Annotated in this window: 23 protein-coding genes; 14 read left to right on the top strand and 9 right to left on the bottom strand. The window is 70.0% G+C overall.

Annotated elements, in window-relative coordinates:
• Positions 1 to 86: 86 nt before the first annotated feature.
• Genes ACXJJ3_RS22225 through ACXJJ3_RS22215 form a run of 3 tightly spaced genes read left to right on the top strand, consistent with a single transcriptional unit; the run spans position 87 to position 3394 of the window.
• On the top strand, positions 87 to 1640 hold the full coding sequence (locus ACXJJ3_RS22225) for an FAD-binding oxidoreductase (protein WP_458163746.1): 1554 nt from the start codon (positions 87 to 89) through the stop codon (positions 1638 to 1640).
• A gap of 33 nt (positions 1641 to 1673) precedes the next feature.
• A complete protein-coding gene (locus ACXJJ3_RS22220; protein WP_458163744.1) occupies positions 1674 to 2393 on the top strand; it encodes an SDR family NAD(P)-dependent oxidoreductase in 720 nt (239 codons plus the stop codon).
• A gap of 2 nt (positions 2394 to 2395) precedes the next feature.
• Entirely contained in the window at positions 2396 to 3394 is a 999-nt protein-coding gene (locus ACXJJ3_RS22215) for an S-adenosylmethionine:tRNA ribosyltransferase-isomerase (RefSeq protein ID WP_458171931.1), read from the top strand.
• 1 nt (position 3395) lies between these two features.
• On the opposite strand, the gene ACXJJ3_RS22210 is transcribed toward ACXJJ3_RS22215, so the two are convergent.
• The 3 genes from ACXJJ3_RS22210 to ACXJJ3_RS22200 form a co-directional block, all read right to left on the bottom strand.
• Complete coding sequence (locus ACXJJ3_RS22210; RefSeq protein WP_458163742.1) at positions 3396 to 3560, bottom strand: hypothetical protein; 165 nt, start codon at positions 3558 to 3560, stop codon at positions 3396 to 3398.
• Positions 3561 to 3666: 106 nt separating this feature from the next.
• Positions 3667 to 4413 (bottom strand): rhomboid family intramembrane serine protease, encoded by a 747-nt coding sequence (locus tag ACXJJ3_RS22205; protein ID WP_458163740.1) that lies wholly within the window; start codon positions 4411 to 4413, stop codon positions 3667 to 3669.
• A gap of 63 nt (positions 4414 to 4476) precedes the next feature.
• Positions 4477 to 5019 carry a peptidylprolyl isomerase gene (locus ACXJJ3_RS22200; RefSeq protein WP_380190036.1) on the bottom strand — a complete coding sequence of 181 codons (543 nt, stop codon included), beginning with the start codon at positions 5017 to 5019 and terminating at the stop codon, positions 4477 to 4479.
• A gap of 222 nt (positions 5020 to 5241) precedes the next feature.
• On the opposite strand from ACXJJ3_RS22200, the gene ACXJJ3_RS22195 reads away from it, so the two are divergent.
• The gene (locus ACXJJ3_RS22195; RefSeq protein ID WP_458163738.1) at positions 5242 to 6090 is read left to right on the top strand and encodes a hypothetical protein; all 849 of its coding nucleotides are present in this window, start codon (positions 5242 to 5244) and stop codon (positions 6088 to 6090) included.
• A gap of 88 nt (positions 6091 to 6178) precedes the next feature.
• Here the strand turns inward: ACXJJ3_RS22195 and ACXJJ3_RS22190 are convergent, their stop codons facing one another.
• Together ACXJJ3_RS22190 and ACXJJ3_RS22185 are read right to left on the bottom strand one after the other, a co-directional pair.
• Positions 6179 to 6493, bottom strand: a complete 315-nt coding sequence (locus ACXJJ3_RS22190; protein ID WP_458163736.1) for a hypothetical protein — start codon at positions 6491 to 6493, stop codon at positions 6179 to 6181.
• Between the two features lie 130 nt (positions 6494 to 6623).
• Entirely contained in the window at positions 6624 to 7097 is a 474-nt protein-coding gene (locus ACXJJ3_RS22185) for a methylated-DNA--[protein]-cysteine S-methyltransferase (protein WP_458163734.1), read from the bottom strand.
• A gap of 139 nt (positions 7098 to 7236) precedes the next feature.
• Between ACXJJ3_RS22185 and ACXJJ3_RS22180 the strand changes: the two genes are divergently transcribed.
• The gene (locus ACXJJ3_RS22180; protein WP_458163732.1) at positions 7237 to 7935 is read left to right on the top strand and encodes a DUF4328 domain-containing protein; all 699 of its coding nucleotides are present in this window, start codon (positions 7237 to 7239) and stop codon (positions 7933 to 7935) included.
• A gap of 229 nt (positions 7936 to 8164) precedes the next feature.
• Positions 8165 to 10075: a DUF4328 domain-containing protein gene (locus ACXJJ3_RS22175; RefSeq protein WP_458163730.1), complete on the top strand. Its 1911-nt coding sequence runs from the start codon at positions 8165 to 8167 to the stop codon at positions 10073 to 10075.
• A gap of 19 nt (positions 10076 to 10094) precedes the next feature.
• On the opposite strand, the gene ACXJJ3_RS22170 is transcribed toward ACXJJ3_RS22175, so the two are convergent.
• The gene (locus ACXJJ3_RS22170; protein WP_458163728.1) at positions 10095 to 10592 is read right to left on the bottom strand and encodes a hypothetical protein; all 498 of its coding nucleotides are present in this window, start codon (positions 10590 to 10592) and stop codon (positions 10095 to 10097) included.
• A gap of 19 nt (positions 10593 to 10611) precedes the next feature.
• On the opposite strand from ACXJJ3_RS22170, the gene ACXJJ3_RS22165 reads away from it, so the two are divergent.
• Positions 10612 to 10866, top strand: a complete 255-nt coding sequence (locus ACXJJ3_RS22165; RefSeq protein ID WP_458163726.1) for a hypothetical protein — start codon at positions 10612 to 10614, stop codon at positions 10864 to 10866.
• Here ACXJJ3_RS22165 and ACXJJ3_RS22160 read toward each other — a convergent pair.
• A complete protein-coding gene (locus ACXJJ3_RS22160; protein ID WP_458163724.1) occupies positions 10833 to 11393 on the bottom strand; it encodes a TetR/AcrR family transcriptional regulator in 561 nt (186 codons plus the stop codon). The genes ACXJJ3_RS22165 and ACXJJ3_RS22160 overlap by 34 nt on opposite strands.
• A gap of 85 nt (positions 11394 to 11478) precedes the next feature.
• On the opposite strand from ACXJJ3_RS22160, the gene ACXJJ3_RS22155 reads away from it, so the two are divergent.
• The gene (locus ACXJJ3_RS22155; RefSeq protein ID WP_458163722.1) at positions 11479 to 12606 is read left to right on the top strand and encodes an FAD-dependent oxidoreductase; all 1128 of its coding nucleotides are present in this window, start codon (positions 11479 to 11481) and stop codon (positions 12604 to 12606) included.
• On the opposite strand, the gene ACXJJ3_RS22150 is transcribed toward ACXJJ3_RS22155, so the two are convergent.
• Positions 12603 to 13601 carry a LacI family DNA-binding transcriptional regulator gene (locus tag ACXJJ3_RS22150; protein WP_458163720.1) on the bottom strand — a complete coding sequence of 333 codons (999 nt, stop codon included), beginning with the start codon at positions 13599 to 13601 and terminating at the stop codon, positions 12603 to 12605. The genes ACXJJ3_RS22155 and ACXJJ3_RS22150 overlap by 4 nt on opposite strands.
• A gap of 117 nt (positions 13602 to 13718) precedes the next feature.
• On the opposite strand from ACXJJ3_RS22150, the gene arfA reads away from it, so the two are divergent.
• From arfA to ACXJJ3_RS22130, 4 genes are read left to right on the top strand one after another with little or no spacing between them, the layout of a single operon-like run.
• Positions 13719 to 15206 (top strand): arabinosylfuranosidase ArfA, encoded by a 1488-nt coding sequence (gene arfA, locus ACXJJ3_RS22145; RefSeq protein ID WP_458163718.1) that lies wholly within the window; start codon positions 13719 to 13721, stop codon positions 15204 to 15206.
• A 20-nt stretch (positions 15207 to 15226) separates the two neighbouring features.
• The gene (locus ACXJJ3_RS22140; RefSeq protein WP_458163715.1) at positions 15227 to 17437 is read left to right on the top strand and encodes a family 43 glycosylhydrolase; all 2211 of its coding nucleotides are present in this window, start codon (positions 15227 to 15229) and stop codon (positions 17435 to 17437) included.
• On the top strand, positions 17438 to 18325 hold the full coding sequence (locus ACXJJ3_RS22135) for a glycoside hydrolase family 43 protein (RefSeq protein WP_458163713.1): 888 nt from the start codon (positions 17438 to 17440) through the stop codon (positions 18323 to 18325). It abuts the gene before it with no gap.
• A gap of 57 nt (positions 18326 to 18382) precedes the next feature.
• Positions 18383 to 19285, top strand: a complete 903-nt coding sequence (locus ACXJJ3_RS22130; RefSeq protein WP_458163711.1) for a hypothetical protein — start codon at positions 18383 to 18385, stop codon at positions 19283 to 19285.
• Here the strand turns inward: ACXJJ3_RS22130 and pdxR are convergent.
• Positions 19272 to 20639 carry a MocR-like pyridoxine biosynthesis transcription factor PdxR gene (pdxR, locus tag ACXJJ3_RS22125; protein ID WP_458163709.1) on the bottom strand — a complete coding sequence of 456 codons (1368 nt, stop codon included), beginning with the start codon at positions 20637 to 20639 and terminating at the stop codon, positions 19272 to 19274. The genes ACXJJ3_RS22130 and pdxR overlap by 14 nt on opposite strands.
• 18 nt (positions 20640 to 20657) lie before the next feature.
• Here pdxR and ACXJJ3_RS22120 point away from each other — a divergent pair, with 18 nt between their 5' ends.
• Both ACXJJ3_RS22120 and ACXJJ3_RS22115 read left to right on the top strand, forming a co-directional pair.
• Entirely contained in the window at positions 20658 to 21602 is a 945-nt protein-coding gene (locus ACXJJ3_RS22120; protein ID WP_458163707.1) for an RNA polymerase sigma-70 factor, read from the top strand.
• Positions 21603 to 21684: 82 nt separating this feature from the next.
• Positions 21685 to 22857 (top strand): NAD(P)/FAD-dependent oxidoreductase, encoded by a 1173-nt coding sequence (locus ACXJJ3_RS22115; RefSeq protein WP_458163705.1) that lies wholly within the window; start codon positions 21685 to 21687, stop codon positions 22855 to 22857.
• Positions 22858 to 22886 lie beyond the last annotated feature (29 nt).

Raw genomic sequence — 22886 nt, 5'->3', positions numbered from 1 at the left:
CCGGAACTGTCGCTGGGAGGTGGGAGCCAGGGGGTTCCACCTCCCAGCGACGCTACCTCGTCCAGGCCACCGAAAGGGAGTCAGCGATGACCGAATCCGACCTCCCGGTGGCGCAACTCACCCCCGGCCGCTGGGGCGACCCGGCCCATCCCGCCGAACTACCCGCCGCCGCGCTCGACGCACTCAAGCACCTGGGCATCCACCGTCCGGCGTCCCCGACCACCGCACCCGAGCAGACCTCACAGGCAACCGACGACCAACTGCGCTTCCTGTCGTCAGTGGTGGGTCCTCAGCAGGTGACTACCGAGTGGGACGCCCGCTGGTCCCACACCCGCGGTTACTCGACGACTGACCTGCTCCGATTCCGCGCCGCCGACACCACCGACGTACCGGACGCCGTCGTCTACCCGGGCAACCACGACGAGGTACAGGCGATCCTGACCGGCGCCGCTGAGCACGACCTGGCCGTCGTCCCGTACTCGGGTGGCACCTCGGTAGTAGGCGGTCTGGCCCCGACCAGGAGCTTCGTCACTCTCGACCTCCGCCGGCTCGATCAACTGGTGGAACTCGACGAGATCTCGCGGACGGCCACCCTGCAGGCCGGCGTCCGCGGCCCGGCCGCCGAGGCGTTGCTGGCAGAGCGCGGCTACACCCTCGGCCACTTCCCCCAGTCGTACGAAGGCGCCTCGATCGGCGGGTACGCGGCGGCCCGGTCCAGCGGCCAGTCGTCGGCCGGCTACGGGCGCTTCGACCAGATGGTCGTCGGGCTCACGATCGCCACGCCCCGCGGCACGATCGAGCTCGGCCGTGCGCCGATGTCCGCCGCCGGTCCGGACCTCCGCCAACTGTTCCTCGGCTCCGAGGGGGCGTTCGGCATCATCACGTCGGTGGTCGTCCGGATCCGCCCGCGTCCGGCCGAGCGGCACTTCGAGGGCTGGAAGTTCGACACGTTCGACGCCGGCCTGACCGCGGTACGGCGACTCGCGCAGGACGGCCCGCTGCCGACGGTGCTCCGGCTGTCCGACGAGGTCGAGACCGCGGTGAACCTCGCCGCCCCGGACGTGCTCGGCGGCAGCGCGGGCGGCGTACTCGCGATCATCGGCTTCGACGGCCCGTACAACCAGGCGACCGCCGACGTACTCGCCGCGGCGGGCGGTACGAACCTCGGCGAAGGGCCGGGTGAGACGTGGCGCGTCGGCCGGTACCGCGCGCCGTACCTCCGGGATCCACTCCTCGACGAAGGCGCGCTGGTCGAGACGCTGGAGACCGCCGCGTTCTGGTCCCGCATCCCGGCGCTGAAGGCCGCTGTCACGGACGCGCTGGTCGGCGCCCTCCCCGGCACGCCGCCGCTGGTCCTCTGCCACATCTCGCACGTGTACGAGACCGGCGCATCGCTCTACTTCACCGTCGTCTGCGCTCAGACCGACGACCCCGTGACCCAATGGCGAACCGCGAAAGCCGCCGCCACCCAGGCGATCGCGACCGCCGGCGGCACCATCTCCCACCACCACGGCATCGGCACCGACCACCAAGCCGCCTACGTCGCCGAGATCGGCCCACTCGCCGTCGAAGTCTTACAAGCCGTCAAGAAAACCCTCGACCCACACGCCGTCCTGAACCCCGGCATCCTGCTCCCTTGACTTCAAGTTTGGTTGAGGTACGACGGTTTTGGCATGACTCCTGAACCGTCCGAACGTCCTGTTGCTCTGATCACCGGTGCCTCCGCGGGGCTGGGGCTTGCGTTGGCGCACGGTCTGGCCGAGCGGGGCTGGGCGTTGGTGATCGACGCACGCGGTGCGGAAGCCCTGAAAGACGCCGCGGACGCGCTCGCGGCCCGGACCGACGTCGTACCACTCGCGGGTGACGTCACCGATCCGGAGCACCGGGCCGACCTGCTCGACGCGATCACCGAGCTCGGCCGTCTCGACCTGCTCGTCAACAACGCCAGCTATCTCGGCCCGAGCCCGCTGCAGGCGCTCGCCGCGGCCGACCTCGACGAACTCCGTCGCGTGTACGAGGTCGACGTCCTCGCGCCGCTCGCCCTCACACAGCTCCTGCTCCCGGCGCTCACCACGGCGTCCGGTGTGCTGATCAACATCAGCTCCGACGCTGCCGTGGAGCCGTACGAGACCTGGGGTGGTTACGGCTCCGCGAAGGCGGCGCTCGACCACGCGACGCGGATCCTTGCAGCGGAGCACCCGGCGCTCGCGGTGTACGCCGTCGACCCCGGCGATCTGCGGACCGCGATGCACCAGGCGGCGTTCCCCGGGGAGGACATCTCGGACCGGCCGGAGCCCGCGACCGTCGTACCGTCGTTCCTGCAGTTGCTGGACAAGCGCCCGGCGAGTGGGCGGTACCGAGCGGCCGAGTTCGCGCCGGCGGTGACGTCGTGAAAATGCACCCGCACACCAGGTTCGACCTGCCGGACGCGCTGAACGCCGGCGAACCTCCGGAGGCGCGCGGGATCTCCCGGGACCACGTGAAGCTGCTGGTCGCGGAGGGGTCGACCATCACGCACACCCGCTTCGACCGGATCGGCGACCACCTGCGGCCGGGCGACCTGCTGCTGGTGAACACCTCCGGCACGCTGGCCGCGGCCGTCGACGGTACGACGTACACCGTGCACTTCTCCACGCCGCTCGACGACGGCACCTGGGTCGTCGAGCTCCGCGACGGCGGCGCCCCGATGTTCGACGGTACGCCGGGACAGCAGGTGGAACTGCCCGAGGGGATGCTGACCCTGTTGGCGCCGCACGAGGCATCGCCCAACCGGCTGTGGATCGCGCGGCCGCCGACGCCCGACGTCCTCGGGTACCTGCAACGGCACGGGCGGCCGATCACCTACAACTACGTGGGGAAGCGCTGGCCGCTGGCGTCGTACCAGACCGTCTTCGCCCGGGAGCCCGGCAGTGCGGAGATGCCGAGCGCGGCGCGGCCGTTCAGCTTCGAGCTGGTGAGCCACCTGGCGTCGCAGGGCGTCCTCATCGCGCCGATCCTGTTGCACTGCGGCGTCTCCTCACTGGAGAGCCACGAGCCACCCCAGCCGGAACGGTACGACGTACCGACGCACACGGCCCGCCTCGTCAACTGGGTCAAGGCGAACGGCGGACGGGTGATCGCGGTCGGCACCACCGGCGTACGGGCGATCGAGTCGGCCGCCGTCGGCGGAACGGTCGTCCCGTCCCGCGGCTGGACAGACCTCGTACTCGGCCCGGACAACCAGCCTGAGGTCGTCGACGGCCTGATCACCGGCTGGCACGCGCCCGAGGCCTCGCACCTGCTGCTGCTCGAGTCAGTCGTCGGCCGGGATCAGGTGCAGCACGTCTACGACGCTGCGCTCCGGAACCAGTACCTCTGGCACGAGTTCGGCGACAGCTGCCTGTTGCTGCGCTGAGTCAGGAGGCCGCCTTCGTCGGCTGCTTGCGCTGCGAGATCCGGTTCGTGGTGTGGTCGGCCGCCTGGAGTGCGGTGACCGCGCTCGGGGCCTCCGGTGCCGCGGGTCGTACGACCTGATGTTCGTTGCCGGGGCGGGCGCGTTTGTCCACTGCGCGTGGGCTCATGTGGATGTCCTTACCAAGCTGGTCCCCCGTCGGGACGTCACCTGATTAGACGAGCACTTCCGCCCGGTTGTCACCTGATTTGATCCAACTGAGCGGAAGTTGTGGCCTATGCCGCTTGATTGTTGCGGCGTTTGTGCTTCGAGAGCCGCAGGAAGACCCACGCGGTCGCGGCGCCGACGACGAAGCCGCCGAGGTGGCCTTCCCAGGAGACGTTCGCGATCGCGAACGACAGGAACGCGGTGACCGCGACGTACATGATGATCCAGGTGATGTCCAAGCCGCGGGCACGGTGGATCACCAGCAGGGCGCCGACCAGGCCGAGGACCGCGCCGGACGCGCCGAGGGTGGCGCCGTTGGGGGCGGACAGCAGCCAGACCGCGACGCTACCGCCGAGCGCGGACAGCAGGTACAGGATCGTGAACCGGAGCCGGCCGAGCATGCCTTCCAGCATCGGGCCGAGCTGCCAGAGCATGAACAGGTTCGAGAAGATGTGGAAGATCTGGACGTGCGTGAAGGCAGAGGTGATCAGCCGCCACGGCTGGCTCTCGGCGAGCGCGGGCACCATCACGAAATCGCTGAGGATCTGCGGGCTGCCGAACCGGACGGCGAGGAAGACCAGGACGTTCAGCGCCAGCATCGTAAACGTCACGACCTGCTGGCTGCCGCCGCGCTGCAGACCGCCCAGCGACGTACGGGTACGGGGCACCGAGCGGACACCCTGGTTGAAACAGCTCGGGCACTGGAAGCCGACGGCGGCGCTGTTCATGCACGCCGGGCAGATCGGCCGGTCGCAGCGCTGGCAGCGCACCCCGGCGGGCCGATCCGGGTGCCGGTAGCAGACGGTCTCGGTCACGCGGGTGCTTCCCTCTCTGGGAGCCTGGGGCCGGGAACTTCCCGGCCCCACGCTGAAGCTGTGTCAGGCGTTCTTGCGCTCGACGACGACCTTGTTGATCACGATCGGGTCGATCGGACGGTCGCCCGGAGCGGTCTTCGCGGTCGCGATCGCGTCCACGACCTTCTTCGAGTCGTCGTCGGCGACCTCACCGAAGATCGTGTGCTTGCGGTTCAGGTGCGGGGTTGGGACCACGGTCACGAAGAACTGCGAACCGTTGGTGCCGTGCCCGAACTGGATGCCGGCGTTCGCCATCGCGAGCAGGTACGGCCGGTCGAACTGGAGCTCCGGGTGGATCTCGTCGTCGAACTGGTACCCCGGCGTGCCGGTGCCGGTACCGAGCGGGCAGCCGCCCTGGATCATGAAGCCGTCGATCACCCGGTGGAAGCCCAGGCCGTCGTAGAACGGCTTGGTGACCTGCTGGCCCGTTTCCGGGTCGGTCCACTCCTTGGTGCCCTCGGCGAGGCCGACGAAGTTGCTCACCGTCTTCGGCGCGTGGTTGGGGAACAACCTGATGACGACGTCGCCCTTGTTCGTCTGCAGGGTTGCGTACAGCTCTTCGGCCACGGGAGTCACTCCTAGTCGGGTTACCACTGCTTACGCCCTCGATCCTGTCATGCCACTCAAAGAACGTGTGGGATTGGGTGGTGGGGGCACAGGGTTATCGGCTCGTGACGTCGTACGATGCAGATGCAGCCGGATTTGTCCAGAGTTGTCATCAGAAAGAAGCCCATGTCGCCGATGGGCGGGAGAGCCGTCCGCGGGGCGGGCGGCACCGAGGAGGGAACCGTGGGTTTGAGGAAGTCCAAGGACCGGGTCGAGGCCGCCAAGGACCGCGTCCGGCCGCTCGCCGAGTCGGCGACCGAGAAGCTCGGACCGGCCGTCGGCCAGGTCCGTGAGCACCTCGCGCCGGCCGTTGGCACCGCACGGGAGAAGGTGTCGCCGTATGCCGAGAAGGCTGTCGAGCGGGGCGCACACCTGGCCCACCAGGCGGTGGAGAAGGCCGGTCCGGTGCTCGACGACGCACTCGCCAAGGTCGGTCCGGCCACCGAGCACGCGGCCGGGAAGGCCCGCGAGCGGCTGAACGACGACGTCCTGCCGAAGGTGACGGCCGCGCTGGCCACCCTGGCAGCCGCCGCCGAGCCGGTCGTCGAGGAGACCAGCCGCCGGGGCAAGGCCACCAAGGCCGCGCTCAAGGGCGAGCTCGACGTACCGAAGAAGAAGAGCCACAAGCTCCGCAACGTGGCGCTGTTCCTGGGCCTCGGCGCGCTGGCGGCGGCAGCGGTGAAGAAGCTGCTGACCCCGCCGGAGCCGGCCTGGCAGTCGACCCCGACCAGCGGCCGCGACTACAGCTCCGCCCCGGCCGGTACGTCGACCCGCCCGGCCGACGCCACCGCGGCGAACGGGACCACGTCGACCGGCACCGCCGCGAACGGCACCACCACCGCGGCGAACGGCAAGAGCGACGCCGCGCCGGAGGCCCCGAAGGCCGAGGCGCCGAAGGCGGACGCCCCGAAGGCGGAGACCAAGCCGGAGGAGGCCAAGGACGAGGTGAAGGCCGCGTCCAACGGCGCCGCGAAGAAGACCACCACCAGGAAGTCGACGGGTTCGAGCGAGTCCCGGCCCAGCGACTCCTGATCACCACCGCAACGGCGAAGGTCCCGAGCCCCCACGGGGGGTCCGGGACCTTCGTCCGTCCGGGCGTCGCCTTGCGCGTACGACGCTCTCAGTCGGCCTGCTGCTCCGGGTCGTCGGCCTTGGTCATCGTGTAGCGGCCGGCGGACAGCAACTGGGTGGCATACCGGTGCGTGATGCACGGGTAGGAGCCTCCGCAGCTCATGCAGACCGCGTCGTTGCGGTGCAGCCAGGGGACGATCTTGAACCGCCTGGTCCAGGTCATCGGCTCCCGGTCGGGGGCGTGCATCCGGAGCGCCGCGCGGGCGGTGTCCTGGATCTCGGGGGCCGACCATTCCTCGGCACTCTTGTTCATCAGTGCGCTGAGGTCCGGGTGCAGGTGGTCAGTGGTGCGGGCTTTGTTCATTTATGTGTCTTCCACGGCAGGTTGGAGGATCCTGAATCGCTCGCTTCAAACGTTAGTGCCCATCACCGACCGGCGCGCCCCGATAACGCCCTGTCGAGTGTCAGATCTTCGTCAGGTCTTGGAGAGCGTCTCAGGACCACATGCTCTCGAAGGCGACCCGCGCCTCGAGTTCGAGCAGGTGCCGCTTGGTGGGGATACCGCCGCCGAAGCCGACCATCTTGCCGCCGGCGCCGACCACCCGGTGGCAGGGCACCACGATCGCGATCGGGTTCCGGTTGCACGCGGTCCCGACCGCGCGGGCGGCACCGAGGTCGCCGACGATCTTCGCGACGTCGCCGTACGTCTGCATCTCGCCGTACGGGATCCGGGTGAGTTGTTTCCAGACCGCGCGCTCGAAGTCGGAGCCGCCGCGGACCGACAGCGGCAGCGTGAACTGCTGGAGCTCGCCGGCGAAGTACGCCTTGAGTTGCTCGGCGGCCTCGGTCAGCAGCGGATCGGCGGACTGCGCCCGGTCGGTGCCGCCGAAGTGCAGCCGGCAGAGCCCGGTCTCGTCGACCGCGAGTGTGAGGTCGCCGATCGGTGAGTCGACCACAGACCAGTGCATACGACCATCCTCCCCGCGAGCGCCGACACTTTCTGGCAGAAAAGCGCCACGGAGTGGCCGCAACCTGATGTTCTCGCCCGGTCACGCCGTGTTGTGCTATGCCTGAACCATGCCGAGCCGGCCCGCACAGGTACCGCCCTTGGACCGCTGGTTCAGTTCCGAGCGGGCGATGGGCATCGGTGCGTCCGTACTGATCGGCCTGGTCACCGTGACCAGCTGGTCGACGGCCTGGTCGGACTTCAACCTGTACCGGACCCGCCGGACGTACGGCGACAACGCCGACCGCTGGTCCGAGGCGAACCTGGTGTCCGGCTCGCTCGGCATCGTCGCCGCGCTGGCGCTGTTCGCGGCCGCGGCGGTGTTCATCGTCTGGCTGTGGCGGGTCCGCTGGAACGCGGAGATGTTCTGCCGCGGCCAGCACCGGTACACCCGCGGCTGGGTGCTCGGCTGCTGGCTCGTCCCGGTGGTGAACCTCTGGTATCCGAAGCAGGTGGTCGACGACATCGTCGCGGCCAGCGACCCGCGGACCGATCCGTTCACCGCGGAACTCAAGGACCTCCCAGGTACCCGTCTGGTCTGGGCGTGGTGGCTGACCTGGGTGACCGGGCTGGTCACCGGAAACATCGTGCAAAGAGGGGTACTGTCCGGCGCGTCGCAGCTGGGAGATCTGCGGACGAACGTCATACTTTCCTCCGTCTCGGCGCTGTTCACCACCGGCGCCGCGGTGTTCGCGGTGATCCTGATCCAGCGCATCGACGAGCTCCAGAGCATGCGTCCGTGGGTGCCGTGGTGGGCGCTCGGAACACCTCAGAACGGCTTCCAACCACCTGCGCGGTAAACCAAACCGTCACGCCCTGCTCGCTGCCTCGTTACCACTGGTGATGGGCGTACGAAAAGAACACGTTAAGTCGACACCCTCTGCGTTGGGGCCGACTGCCCTGGCCTACCTACTTCGTGGTATCAATGTGGCTCGGTCACGCGGGGGCAGGGCCGGGCCGAAGCGCCGGACAGACGACGGAGTTCCAGCAACGCGAGGGACGCGAGACGTGAGCCACCCGCAGGCATTGATGACCCCTGTCGAGGACGAGGAACAGTGGCAGCCGCACGCGGCTGAGGAGTTCCAGCAGATCGGGACGGTCGGCAAGATCGCCATCGGCCTGCTGGGGGCGTCCACCGTGACGCATCTCCTGTCCACTTGGTCCGACTGGAACACGTACTCGGTAGTGCACCGCTATCTCGGCGGGATGCCGAACGTCGACGACGCGGACCTCAACCGCGCGGACGCGATCGCCAAGGTGACCGCCGTTCCGAACGTCATCGTCTCGGTGGCCGCGGCCGTCGTCTTCGTCATCTGGTTGTGGCGGGTCCGGGTCAACTCCGAGGTCTTCTCGCAGGCCGACCATCGCCGCAGCCACGGCTGGGTACTGGCCAGCTGGTTCGTCCCCGGACCGAACCTCTGGTATCCGAAACAAATCGTCGACGACGTCTGGATCGCCAGCGATCCGAAGACCCCCGTGTACGCCGACGACCTGCGCCGGTTCAGGACTCCCCCGCTGACGTCGATCTGGTGGGTGGCCTGGATCGGCGCGCTTGCGTTCGACGTCGTGGTCCGCCGGTTCCTGATGTGGATGGAAGCCACCGTCGGCTCGCTGCGCGGCATCGCGATGGCCGGTACGGCGTCGCTGGTGCTGACCGCGATCTCCGCGGTGGCCGCGACGATGATCATCCGCAAGATCAACCACATGCAGACCACCCGCAAGTGGGTGCCGTGGTGGGACCAGGGCCCGAAGCTGAGCGCGGTCCCGACGTACGAGGTGACCCAGGTCCCGTCGTACGCGAACGACGACACCGACGAGCAGCCGGTGATCTCGGAGCCGATCGCGCCGTCGCTCGGCCTGGTCCGCGAGCCGCAGCTGCAGATGGCCGGCGCCCCGCAGCCGCAGATGCAGTCGAACAACCCGTTCGCCCCGCAGGCGCCTGCTCCGGAAGCGCCGGTCGCGAGCCCGTTCGCCCCGCAGCAGCCGCAGGCGCCGCAGCAGCAGCCTGAGGAAGCGCCGAAGTGGAGCCCGTTCGCCCCGGCCGCGGAGAGCTGGCAGGGCGCGGACGCCGGACCGGCGACCGAGCAGTTCAGCCCGATCCAGGACTGGCAGGACGAGCAGCCGGCCGCGGAGACGCGGTACGCCGCCGCCGAGCCGACCTGGGAGGAGTACCGCAACACGATCACCCAGGACACGCTCGGTTCCGCGAGCAGCTGGCGGGAGGAGACGCCGCCGCTGACCGTCGTCCAGCCCGACCCGTACTCGTACCAGCCGGCGCCGCAGCAGCAGCCCGCGCACGAGGAGCACTGGGCGGCCCGCTACTCCGAGCCGTACTCGTACGAGCAGGACCTCACCTCGACGTCCTCCCCCGCGGAGGCGCAGACCGCACCCGAGCCGGAGCCCGCACCCGTTGCGCGCGCTGGTCGACGGGCCGCTCGGGTCGCGGTCGACAGCCCCTCGGCGATCCAGCCGGCCGTCGGGAACCACACGACGACGCACGCCGCGCACTCCGGGCACACCACGCAGTCGTCGTACCAGGACCACACGGTGTACGGGCAGTCCGAGCACTCGCAGCCGTCGTCGCACGTGTCGGCGTCCTCCGGGTACTACGAGCCCGCGCCGGCGCCGAGCCACGACGCGCAGGACGACTTCCTGACCCCGTCGAAGCCGCTCCCGCCGGTCCCGTCGTACGGTCCGGAGCCGTCGTACCCGGCGAGCAACGACTACACGGACTACGGCTCGTCGTCGTACACGTCGGACTACTCGTCGGCGTACAACTCCGACGGGTACGCGTACGAGAACGGTTCGACCGAGTCGTACGGCGCGCAGTACCAGGAGCACACCGAGTACCAGCAGCAGTACCCGTACGAGCAGCAGCCGACCGAACCCGAGCAGCCGAACGGCCCGCGGACCCAACCGCGCCGTGGCCGCTGGGTCTGATCAGATAGAGCGTATGCGTTTAGGTTTCGCCACCCTCGGTTGTCCCGGAGCAGCACTCGACGACGTCCTGGCACTTGCCCAGGGCAACAACTTCACCGGTCTGGAGCTGCGCGCGGCGCCGGACGAGTTCACCAACACCGGCCTGTCGCCGGCCCAGCGGCGGGAGTTGCGCGGCCGGATCGAGGACGCCGGCCTGGAGATCCTCGCGATCAGCAGCTACGTGCGGCTGTGCGCGGTCGAGGAGCAGCCGCTCGAGGCGCACCTGGAGCTCGCGGCCGATCTCGGTGCGCTCGGCGTCCGGGTCTTCCCGGGTGACGACACCGACGCCGGTACGCCGGAAGGCCCGAGCGCGGGCGAGATCCGCGCGCTGGACCGGGTGACGTCCGCGCCGCGCGACGTACCGATCCTGCTCGAGACCCACGCACTCGACCGGCCGGCAGGTCGCGGCGTTCTGCGCGCTGCTCGACACCGACGCGCCCGGCCACAAGGTGCGGGCGCTCTGGGACAGCTCGCACACCTGGTCGCACGGCGAGACCTTGGCCGAGTCGTATGCGTTGCTGCGGCCGTGGCTGGAGCTCGTCCAGTTCAAGCAGGCCGACTCGCGGCAGGACTACCGCCCGGTCGCGATCGACGCGGGCGACTTCCCGATCAAGGACCTGCTGGCCGCGCTCGACGGCACCGACTACCCGCTCTCACTCGAGTGGGAGCTGAAGTGGCACCCAGATCTCCCGACCTTGGCCGAGACACTGCCCGCCGTTCACGCCTGGCTGGGTGAGGGCTCGGTCAAGTAGCGGGTCACGGTCGGGCCGAGCCAGGCGACCGCCTCGTCGGTCGTCAACTCGACCACCGGGCGCAGCTCGAGGATGTAGCGGCACAGCGCGAAGCCGAGCGCCTGGGTCGCGATCAGCCCGGCCCGTACGGCGGGCCGGTCGATCGCGGCGCGCTGGAACGTCGGCGTCAGTTGCCCGATGAACACCTGCCGCATCCGCTCGGCCGCCGACTCGTTCGTCACCGCGGTCCGGAGCAGCACCCGCAGCGTGTCGTCCTCCTCCCAGCGCTCCACCAGATGCCGGACGAGCACCTCCCCGAGCCGCTCCTTCGGTACGTCGTGCAGTTCCGGCAGCCGGACGTCGAACTCGGCCGCCGCCGCGAACAGCTTCTCCTTGCTGCCGTAGTACCGCATCACCATCGCCGGGTCGATCGCCGCGTCCGCCGCGATCGCCCGGATCGTCGCGCGCTCGTACCCGTCCGCCCCGAACCGCTCCCGCGCCGCCGCGAGGATCGCCGCCCGGGTCCGGTCGGACTTCTTCTCCGCCATACCCACAGCATATGCCAACACTTGTTGACTTTCTCTACTCGCGGTCCTAGCGTAAAAGTCAACAAGCGTTGGCAAGGAGAAGATCATGAACGCAGAGGTTGTGGTGGTAGGTGCCGGGCCGGTCGGGCTTGCGGTAGGTGTCGGGCTGCGGCTGCACGGGCATGACGTGGTGGTGGTCGACCGGCAGGCCGAGGGCACGAACACCTCGCGCGCCTGCGTGATCCACCCGCGGACGCTGGAGGTTCTGGAGCAGCTCGGCGTGACGAAGCGGCTGATCGACCTCGGCCTGGAGCTGCAGGACTTCGCGGTCCGGTCCGGCGACCGGGCGCTGATCCCGGTCGGCTTCGCGGACCTGCCGACCGCGTACCCGTTCGTCACGATGATCCCGCAGCCCGTCACCGAGCAGGTGCTGCTCGAACGCCTGCAGGAGCTCGGCGGCTCGGTCCTCCGCCCGTACGCCGCGACCGGCCTGACCCAGAGCGCCGACGGCGTCGACGTCACGCTAAACAACGGCGACGTGATCCACGCGCAGTACGTCGTGGCCGCCGACGGCATGCACAGCACCGTCCGGGAGCTGGCCGGGCTGCGGATGCCCGGCAACACGCTGGAGCTGTCGCTGAGCCTCGTCGACGTCCGGGTCGCCGGCGGCCTGCCGACCGACGAGGTCGGGCTGTACTTCGCGGCCGCCGGGATGCTCGTGGTGGCGCCGCTGCCGGACGGGAGCTTCCGCCTGGTCGCCGAGGTGCACGACGCGCCGGAGCACCCCGATATCGCGTTCGCCGAGCAGTTGCTGGCCGACCGTGGCCCGCGCAAGACGCATCCCAAGGTCACCGAGGTGGTCTGGGGTTCGCGGTTCCGGATCCACGAGCGGGTCGCGGACGAGTACCGGGCCGGTCGCGTCCTGCTGGCTGGCGACGCGGCCCACACGCACAGCCCGGCCGGCGGTCAGGGTATGAACCTCGGCCTGCGGGACGCGGTCGCGCTCGCCGACGCGCTCGACCGCGCCCTGGCCGGCGACGAGTCGGGCCTCGACACCTACGCCACGAACAGCCGCGCGGAGGCGATCCGCGTCATCAACCTGGCCCACCGCCTGACCCGGCTGGCCAACCTCCCACGCCCCATCCGCCCGCTCCGCAACGCCGTACTCCGCCTAGCCCCCCAGAAAACCCAGCACACCCTCGCCAAGCAGCTGGCCGGCTTCCCGGAGCGTTAACCGCCTGTCGATTCGCGGATCTCCAGGGAGTACGGGACGGTCAGGTCGCGGTGCGCGGAGCTGTCATTGCCGGTGATCCGGTCGAGGAGGAGGGCGACCGCGTTGTCGGCCAGCCACTCCTTGTCCGGCGAGACCGTGGTCAGCGACGGCGAGTGGAACCGGCCGTCCTCGATGTCGTCGAACCCGGCCACGGCGACGTCTCCGGGCACGCTGAGCCCGGCGTCGGCCAGGGTCCGCAGCGCGCCGAGCGCCATCAGGTCGTTGAAGCAGAACACCGCGTCCGGCGGTTTCGGCAATGCCAGCAGCTCCCGCATCGCCGCCGCGCCGTCCGCGCGGTGGTACCCGGACCCGGCGAGCTCGAGCGCGGGATCGTGTGGCAGCCCCGCCTCCTTGAGCGCCTTCCGGTACCCCTTCCGCCGGACCGCGCCGGTGCTGGTCCCGCCGACACCGATGGCCGCGATCCGGGTCCGGCCGAGCGAGATCAGGTGCGTGGTCGCGTCGTACGACGCCTGCACCGAGTCGACGGCGACGCGGTCGAACTGGCCGCCGGCGGGCCGTTCGCCGAGCAGCACCAGCGGCTTCCCGATCGCGACCGAGGTGAGTTTGGCCGGGGCGGTCGCGAGTGGCGAGAAGATGATCCCGTCGATGAGCTGCCCGCGCATCCCGTCCAGCACGAACCGTTCGGCCGCGGCCTCGCCCTCGGTCTGGTCGATCAGCACGGTGATCCCGCGGCGCTTCGCGGCCCGGCTGATCTCGGCGCCGAGCTCGGCGAAGTACGGCGATCCCATCTCCGGGAGCGCCAGCGCGATGAAGTCCGAGCGGCCCTTACGCAGCGAGCGGGCGCTGACGTTCGGCGTGTAGTCGAGCGCGGCGATCGCGGCCTCGACCTTCGCCCGCGTCTGCGCGGTGATGTGCGGGTAGTCGTTGATCACGTTCGAGACGGTCTTCACCGAGACGCCGGCCCGCGCGGCCACGTCACTGAGCCTGGTCGCCATCCGAACCTCCTGTCACCGGCCTGTCGCCTGAGTGTGCCACCGCCGAACTCTTTACACCGATTGTCAATCGTTGTAGACATCCACGGTAAACGTTGTAAACGATCCTGGGGAGGCCCTGTGGCCCGGCTTGTGGTGGACCCGGCGTTCGTGGTCGGTGCGCTCGATCGGCGGTTGTTCGGCTCATTCGTCGAGCACATGGGCCGTTGCGTCTACACCGGCATCTACGAGCCCGGGCATCCGAGCGCGGACGCGGACGGCTTCCGGCAGGACGTGCTCGCGCTGGTCCGCGAGCTCGGCGTCACCGCGGTCCGGTACCCGGGCGGCAACTTCGTCTCGAACTACCGCTGGGAGGACGGCGTCGGCCCGAAGCAGCACCGGCCGCGGCGCCTCGACCTGGCCTGGCGGTCGCTGGAGTCGAACCAGTTCGGCACCGACGAGTTCGTCGCCTGGGCGCGGAAGGCCGAGGTGCAGCCGATCTGGGCCGTGAACCTCGGTACCCGTGGCATCCGGGACGCCGTCAACCTGCTCGAGTACTGCAACCTCCCGGCCGGCACCGCCCTGTCCGACCGGCGGATCGCGAACGGCAGCCCGGAGCCGCACGACATCCGGATCTGGTGCCTGGGCAACGAGATGGACGGCCCGTGGCAGATCGGCCACAAGACCGCCGAGGAGTACGCCCGGCTCGCCGAGGAGACCGCGAACGCGATGCGCCGGGTCGACCCCGGGCTCGAGCTGGTCGCCTGCGGATCGAGCAACGCCGGGATGCCGACGTTCGGCGAGTGGGAGCGCGTCGTCCTGGAGCGCAGCTACGACCTGGTCGACCACATCAGCCTGCACGCGTACTACGAACCGAAGGACCGCGACCAGACCAGCTTCCTCGGGTGCGCCGAGGAGATGGACCGGATGATCTCCTCGGTGATCGCGACCGCCGACCACGTCAAGGCGCTGAAACGCAGTGAGAAGGAGCTGACGCTCTCGTTCGACGAGTGGAACGTCTGGCGGCAGCAGGAGTTCCCCGGCGAGCTCGGCCTGGACATCCGCGAGGCGGGTCCGCTGATCGAGGACACCTACACGGTCGACGACGCGGTGGTGGTCGGCAGCCTGCTGATCACGCTGCTCCGGCACGCCGACCGGGTGAAGATCGCTTGCCTCGCGCAACTGGTCAACGTGATCGGCCCGATCCGCACCGAGCCGGGCGGCCGCGCGTGGCGGCAGACCATCTTCTACCCGTTCGCGCTGACCGCGCAGTACGCCGGACCGACCGTCCTGCAGACCGCGATCACCGGCGGGCCGGACGTCGACACCGCCGCGTTCGGGCGGATCCCGGCGCTCTGGAGCACCGCGACGTACGACGAGACCACCGGGGAGACCGCGATCTTCGTGGTGAACCGGAGCGAGACCGACAAGATCGACCTGGAAGTCCCGGTGTCCGGGCAAGTTGTCCGGCACCTCGCCCTCTACGACGAGGACCGAACCGCCGTGAACACGGCGGACGATCCGGACCGGGTCCAGCCCCGGGCCGTCGACACCACCGCCGTTGTCGACGGTGTCTGCCGTGCCACGCTGCCGCCCGCATCGTGGCACGTGATCCTGCTCAGCAGTTGATTTCGAGAGAGGACCCGCCCGTGCCTCCGAGACGACTACTCGCCGCAGCCCTGACTGTGGCCGCGATCGCAGCCGGTACGTCGGCCGCGACCGCCGCACCGGTGGTGACCACCACGAACCCGGTCACCTCCAGCTTCGCCGACACGTTCGCCGACCCGTCGATCATCCAGGGCCGGGACGGCTACTGGTACGCGTACGCCACCTCCGACCCGCTGGTGGCGAACGGCCCGTTCGGCCTGATGCACATGGCCCGGACCAAGGACTTCAGCTCCTGGGAGTACCTCGGCACGGTCTTCAACGACCAGACGAAACCGTCCTGGGCCGCGCCCGGCTCGTTCTTCTGGGCCCCTGACATCCGGTACTTCGACGGCCACTACGTCATGTACTTCACGGTCACCGACACGCTCGCCAACCCCGGGGGCGACCCGGCCATCGGTGTCGCGACCGCGCCGACCCCGGCCGGCCCGTGGACCGCGACCGGCGGACCGGTCGTCGCACCGCGCCCGGACGGGAACGGCGGCTACCTCGGCACCATCGACCCGGCGATGCTGACCGCCGCGGACGGCAAGCGGTACCTGTACTACGGCGGCTTCTACGGCGGCATCTCCGTCACCGAACTCAGCCCCGACGGCATGCACGCGGTCGGCACGCCCACGCAGGTGACGATCGGCGACCGCTACGAGGGCTCGTACGTCGTCTACCGCGACGGCTGGTACTACTTCATGGGCTCGTCGATGAACTGCTGCGCCGGACCCACCACCGGGTACTCCGTCTTCGCCGGCCGCTCGCGTTCCCCGCGCGGGCCGTTCGTCGACGCGGACGGTGCGGCGCTGACCGACTCCCGGGTCGGCGGCACGACCGTGATCACCCAGAACGGCAACCGCTGGATCGGTCCCGGGCACCACGCGTTCATCACCGACGCGGCCGGGCAGGACCACATCGTCTACCACGCGATCGACCGCAACCAGTCCTGGCTGACCACGCCGTTCGGGATCAACCGGCGGCCGATGCTGATCGACAACATCGACTGGATCGACGGCTGGCCGCGCACGAACGCCGGCGCCGGCCCGTCGGAGAACCCGGTCGCCGCCCCGGCCACCGGCTCCGAGCTCGGCATCGACTCCACCGATCCGGCCGCCGGCCTGCAAGGCGCGACCCGCCAGCAGGGCGACTCGCTCGGCGGCCCCACTGCCACCATCAACGGCGCCGCCCAGACCCACCAGTCCGCCCCGGGCGGATCCCTCCGGGTCGAAGCGGACACCAAGCTGGGCAGCTCCTTCAGCACAGTGCTGGGCAATCACGTGGTGGCGACCGTTGCGAACAACCGGCTGACGGTCACAGTCGGCCGGCGTACGTCGAGCGTGAACCTGCCGGCGGACTTCGACCGCACCCAGTGGAACAAGCTGTCCGTAGAAGTCTCCGGATCCACCGTGACGGCGCGACTGAACGACGCCGGCCTGGGAGATGTGTACGGAGAGGCGCAGTTGGATGTGCCGGGGTTGGAGCTGAAGTCGGCGCCGGTGCGGTGGTTGGGGTCTGCCGAGGTGGACAACCTGACAGTGCGGTCCGTCGCCAAGCCGGTCAAGAAAATGGTCGCGGTGCCGCGGACCGGGAAGCTGCTGGCCGGTGACGACTTCAACGGCCCGCTCGGATCGGACTGGTCCTGGGTCCGGCAGGACGACAAGGCGACCGTTGCCGACGGCAAGTTGTCGTGGCCGTTGGAGAACGCCGACATGACCGGCTCGTCGAACAACGCCGGACTCCTGCTGCACAAGACGCCGGCCGGAGACAGCTGGATCGCCGAGACCAAGCTGCACCTCGACACCGGGCAGGGCGACGTCCGCAACTACCAGCAGGCCGGGATGATCGCGTACATCAACGACGACGACTTCGCCCGGCTCGGCAACGTCGCGATCTGGAAGACCCGGCAGACGGAGTACGGCCGGGAGCTCGTCGCCCGTCCGTCCGACGGCGCCACGTCGTACGGCGCGGCCGCGATCGGTCGCTCGGCGCCGACGCTGTGGATGCGGCTCGCGTACCACAAGAACGCCGCCGGTGAGCACGTGTACCGCGCCGGGACGTCGGTGGACGGCAAGAACTGGACCTGGGGCGCGTCCTGGGTGCTGCCGTCCGCGGCCAAGATCGGCATCTACGCCCATGGCGAGTTCACCGGCGCGAACCCGCCGCCGGTCGCCACGTTCGACTACCTCAACTTCTACGAAAGTAAGTGAATGTTCTCCAACCCGGTGTACGACGGCGGTTTCGCCGACCCGCAGATCATTGCAGTAGGCAACGAGTACTACGCGTTCGCGACCAATGGCCGGCTCGGCAACGTGCAGACCCTGAGCTCCCGCGACCTGGTGTCGTGGCAGCCGGTCGGTGACGCGTTGCCGTCGGTGCCGGGTTGGACGGTCCCGGGGCGGGTGTGGGCGCCGGAGGTCGCGGTCCACGCCCCGGACCGGTACGTCATGTACTACACGTCCCGCGACGTCGACGCCGACCGGCAGGCGGTCGGCGTCGCGGTGGCGACCTCACCTGAAGGTCCATATATCGACAAATCGACTAGTCCGCTCATCAGTCAGGCCGACGAGGGCGGCTCGATCGACGCGTCGCCGTTCCAGGACTCGACCGGCCGGCGCTGGCTGTACTGGAAGAACGACGGCAACGCGATCGGCGTCGACACCTGGATCTACGTGTCCGAGCTGTCCGACGACGGGCTCACGCTCGTCGGTCCGGTGCACCGGATGATCAAGCAGGACCTGCCCTGGGAGGGCACGCTGGTCGAGGCGCCGTACATGGTCGAGCGGGACGGCAAGTTCCACCTGTTCTACTCCGGCAACGCCTTCGACAAGGCGGCGTACGCCGTCGGGCACGCGCTGTGCGAGTCGCCGATCGGGCCGTGCGTGAAGTCCGGTGACCCGATCCTGTCCAGCTCCCCCGACGCCGCCGGCCCGGGGCACAACATGGTGCTCGGCGACTGGTTCGTCTACCACGCCTGGGATCCGGCGCAGGTCGGCACCGATCCGAAGGGCCGCACGATGTGGCTGTCCCGCCTGACCTGGGACGGTGACACCCCGGTGGTGCAACCGCCACTCGCCGAGAATCCCTTGCAGCCGTAACCTTTGCGGGCCCGACCGCATCAAGCTCTCTGGAAGCGGCGACCAGAGGAGAGCATCGTGAAGCGACACAGCATTGTCGGGCTGGCCGGCGCGGTGGCGTTGGCCGCGGCCGCGGTGAGTGCGGGTACGGCGCAGGCGGCGCGGGCCGTCACCGCTGTCTGCACGATGAGCGCCGGGTCGGTGACCGCGGCCGGCGCGCAGACGGCTACGCCGGTGAGTGCCGGAACGCCTCCAAAAGCGGGCAAGACGTTCAGCAGTCCCAACGTCTTCCAGGCGGGAACGGTCCGGCTCAGTACGACGTTCCGGAGCGAGCCGAGCGTCGCGGGTTCCGACTCGTACGGCTGGGTGGTGCAAGGCGACACCTTGTACTGGCGGTTCTACAACGTCAACGAGGGCATGGACGAGCATGTCCGGGTCGGTAGCGGGTGGGCGAACTTCACCGCGCTCGAGGTCGCACAGCTCGCACACCTCGAGGACGGCAAGCCCGAGCACAACATCGCGTACGGGCTGCGCAACGACGGCACGCTCTTCCGCTGGACGGTCAGCGGCAACACCTGGCGCAGCACGGGCTCGTACCCCGGGTTCGGCGCGGTGAAGTCGCTGGCGTTGATCGCGAAGACGCCGACGTACGACACCTTCCTCGCGAACACCCGTAGCGGCGCGCTCTACACGATCCGGATCCCGATCACCTCGCCGCTGAAGCCGATCGTCACGCCGGTGCGGACCAGCGGCTGGCAGAGCTTCGAGACCCTGGTCGCGGAGAAGTGCGGCAACTACGGGACCTTGCTGCTCGGCATCGACAAGGACACCAAGACCGGCAACCTGTACGCCGTTGGTCACGCCAACGGTACGGCGACCGTGATCAACCCGCTCGGCAAGGTCGACAACGGCACCTTCCCGGACCCGGTGAACTTCCGCTGGGCGCCGGTCGCCTACTACGACCAGCTCACGGGCGGCTGAGGACGTCGGTCAGGATCGTCAACGCACGGTGGAGGTCGGACGTCGAAGGTGTCGCATAACCGATCACCAGCCCTGGTGGCCCGGGAATGCTGCGGCGGTACTCGGACAGTGGTGCGACCACGACGCCGGCCTCTCGTGCGGCGGCTGCGATCCGGCGGTCGTCGGTGCTGCCGGGGAGCAACAGCGTGATGTGCAGCCCGGCGTCCTGACCGATCACCTGCCCGTACGGCGCCAGCACCTCACACGTGTGGGTACGCCGTTCCGCGTACAGCCGGCGGCTGCGCCGGACGGCACGGTCCAGGTAGCCGTCGCGCAGCATCGCGAGCAGGGCGGCCTGCATCGGCCAGGCCGGCCAGTCGCCGGAGTTCGCGCGGAACGCGGCCAGCCGGTCGACCATCGCCTCGGACGCGACCAGCCAGCCGAGCCGGAGCGCCGGGCTGAGCGTCTTCGACAGTGTGCCGAGGTGGACGACCCGCTCCAGGTCCAGCTGGGCCAGCGCGGGCAGCGGCGCGACGTCGTACCGGAACTCGCTGTCGTAGTCGTCCTCGATCAGCAGGCTGCCGGTACGCCGCGCCCAGCGCACCAGTTCGTTGCGTCGGGCAACGGGTAGCCGGCCGCCGAGCGGGTACTGGTGGGACGGCGTCACGTATACGGCGGCCGCGTCATCGGTCAGCGCGGCGACCTGCAGGCCGTCCTCGTCCACCGGGACGTCGACGATCTCGAGCCGGTGGTCGCGGGCGGCGGCGACCGCGTTCAGGTAGCCGGGGTCCTCGATCGCGATCCGGTCGCCGGGCTGCCGGGTGACCGTGAGCAGTAGGCGCAGACCGTGCACGGTCCCGTTCGTGACCAGCACGTTCTCCGGACCGCAGGCGATGCCGCGGACGCGCGCGACGTGGTCGGCGAGCGCGGCGCGGAGCGCGGGCAGCCCGGCGGCGTCGTCGTACCCACGAGGGGGCGACTGGGTGGAGACCCCACGCCAGGCGCGCCGCCAGCCCGGGTCAGGGGTCGGCGCGATGTACGGGATGCCCGGGCGCAGCGTCAGCAGCTCCGCCTCGGCGTCGTGCCGATGCGCGACACGGCGTCGTACCGCGGGCTGCAAGGGGACGACGTCCGTGACGAAGGTGCCCGCGCCGGTCCGGCCTTCGATCCAGCCTTCCGCATGCAACTGGTCGTACGCCGCCTGCGTCACCGAGCGCGACACCGACAGCTCCCGCGCGAGATCCCGCGTGGACGGCAGCCGGTGTCCTGCCTGCAGCCGCCCGTCCAGCACGGCCGCGCGGAACTGCTCGGCCAGCTGCAGGTGCAACGGCACCCCGGAGGTCCGGTCGATCGTCAGCGGCAGTGAACTCTGCACGCCTACTAGGATTCCAGCATGGCCATGACGGCGGAGGACGTGTCCCGGTTCGAGCGGTCCCGGCGGCGGCTCGAGGCCATCGCGTACCGCCTGCTCGGCTCGGCCTCCGAGGCTGAGGACGCCGTCCAGGAGACGTTCCTGCGCTGGCAGGCCACGGACCTCGGGCGGATCGACGTACCCGAGGCGTGGCTGACGAAGGTGCTCACCAACCTCTGCCTGAACCAGCTGACCTCGGCCCGCGCGCGGCGCGAGACGTACGTCGGCCAGTGGCTGCCCGAGCCGCTGCTCGACGGCGACCCGATGCTCGGCCCGGCGGACACGGCCGAGCAGCGCGAGTCGGTGTCGTACGCCGTCCTCACGCTGATGGAACGGCTGACGCCGAACGAGCGGGCGGTCTACGTCCTGCGCGAGGCGTTCGACTACCCGCACCGCGAGATCGCCGAGATCCTCGAGCTCACCGAGTCCGCCAGCCAGCAGCTGTTCCGCCGCGCGCGGCGGCATCTCGCGGACGGTCGCGCCCGGGCCGAGGTCGACGAGGCAGCGGCGCGGCGGATCGTCGACGAGTTCATCCTGGCCGCGACCAGTGGGCAGACCGACTCGATCGTCCGGCTGCTGACCGCCGACGCGATCTCGGTCGGCGACGGCGGCGGCAAGGTCCCGGCCCGGACCACCGCGGTCGAGGGCGCGCTCGCGGTCGCCCGCTACCTGCGCGGCATCTTCAAGCCGACCGACGCGAAGCGGCTGTACGTCGGCGGCGCGGCGGAGGTCTACACCTGGCCCGCGAACGGCGAGCCCGCGCTCGTGGTGCTGGTCAACGGCGAGGTCATCGGCGTGATCTGCGTCCAGGTGACCGGCGACGGCATCACCTCGGTCCGGACCCAGGCGAACCCGGACAAGCTGGCCCGCGCGACCGAGCTGTTCGCCGCCGCCGAGCACGGAGAGCCGCTGCTGACCATCCTGTGAGCTGCTTCACAGCACGTTCCTGTCATGAATCGGCGGGCTGCCCGGTTCAAGGGTCGACACCGCAGCAGACAGGAGCACGGATATGAAGCACCGCATCGTCGTCCTCGGCGCCGGGTACTCCGGAGCCGTCGCCGCCGGCCGCCTCGCCGCACGGCTGTACCGCGACGAGGTCAGCATCACGCTGGTCAACGCCGAACCCGACTTCGTCGAGCGGGTCCGGATGCACGAGGTCGCCACCGGCCGCGACCTGAAGCACCGCTCGTACGTCGAGCTGTTCGCCGGCACCGGCGTCGACCTCAAGCTCGCGAAGGTCACCGGGGTGGACGTCGAACGCAAGACGGTCGCGCTGGAGTCCGAGGAGCTGGAGTACGACACGCTCGTCTATGCGCTCGGCAGCAGGTGGGACGCACACGGCGTACCCGGGGCGACCGAGCACGCCTACCAGATTGCCAGCCGGCCCGGCGCGCTCCGGCTGCGTGAGCGGCTGGCCTCGCTGCCGGCCGGTCAGCCGGTGACCGTCGTCGGCGGTGGCCTCACCGGCGTCGAGTTCGTGACCGAGCTGGCCGAGTCGCGGCCCGACCTCGACGTCGCGCTGATGGTCGGCGGCGGGCTCGGGGACTGGTTGTCGCCGAAGGGCCGCCGGCATCTCCGGAAGGTCGTCGATCGGCTCGGCATCACCGTGCACGAGAACGCCCGGGTCACCGAGGTCGCGGCCGATCATGTGGCGGTCGGCAGCTCGCTGATCCCGAGCGCGGTCACCGTGTGGACGGCCGGGTTCGCCGTCCGTCCGATCGTGCAGGCGACCGCGCTGGAGGTCTCGGAGACCGGGCGGATCGTGGTCGACCGGACGATGCGGTCCGTCTCGCACCCGGACGTCTACGCGATCGGCGACGCGGCGTACGCGCTGGGATCGAAGGACAAGCCGCTGCGGATGTCATGCGCCTCGGGTCAGCCGATGGGGTGGCAGGCCGCCGACTCGATCGCGGCCCGGCTGACCGGCGGCCGGATGCCGCACGCACCGCTGGCGTACTTCAACCAGTGCATCTCGCTGGGCCGCCAGGACGGGCTGATCCAGTACGTGACCAGCGACGACCGTGCGGTCAACGCAGCGCTCACCGGACGGGTGGCCGCGGTCTACAAGGAGACGATCTGCAAGGGCGCCGCGTGGAGTGTGGCGAACCCGACGCTCGGGCTGCCGGTCCGGCGCCGGCACGTCGTCGCGGCCGCCGTACCGCTGCGCGAGTGGACTAGCTGATTCGTTCCGGAATGGCCCGTGCCGCCAGG

Source organism: Kribbella sp. WER1, from assembly GCF_054189145.1.
The sequence above is the reverse complement of the archived record's forward strand: the minus strand, read 5'-3'. Positions and strand labels throughout refer to the sequence as shown.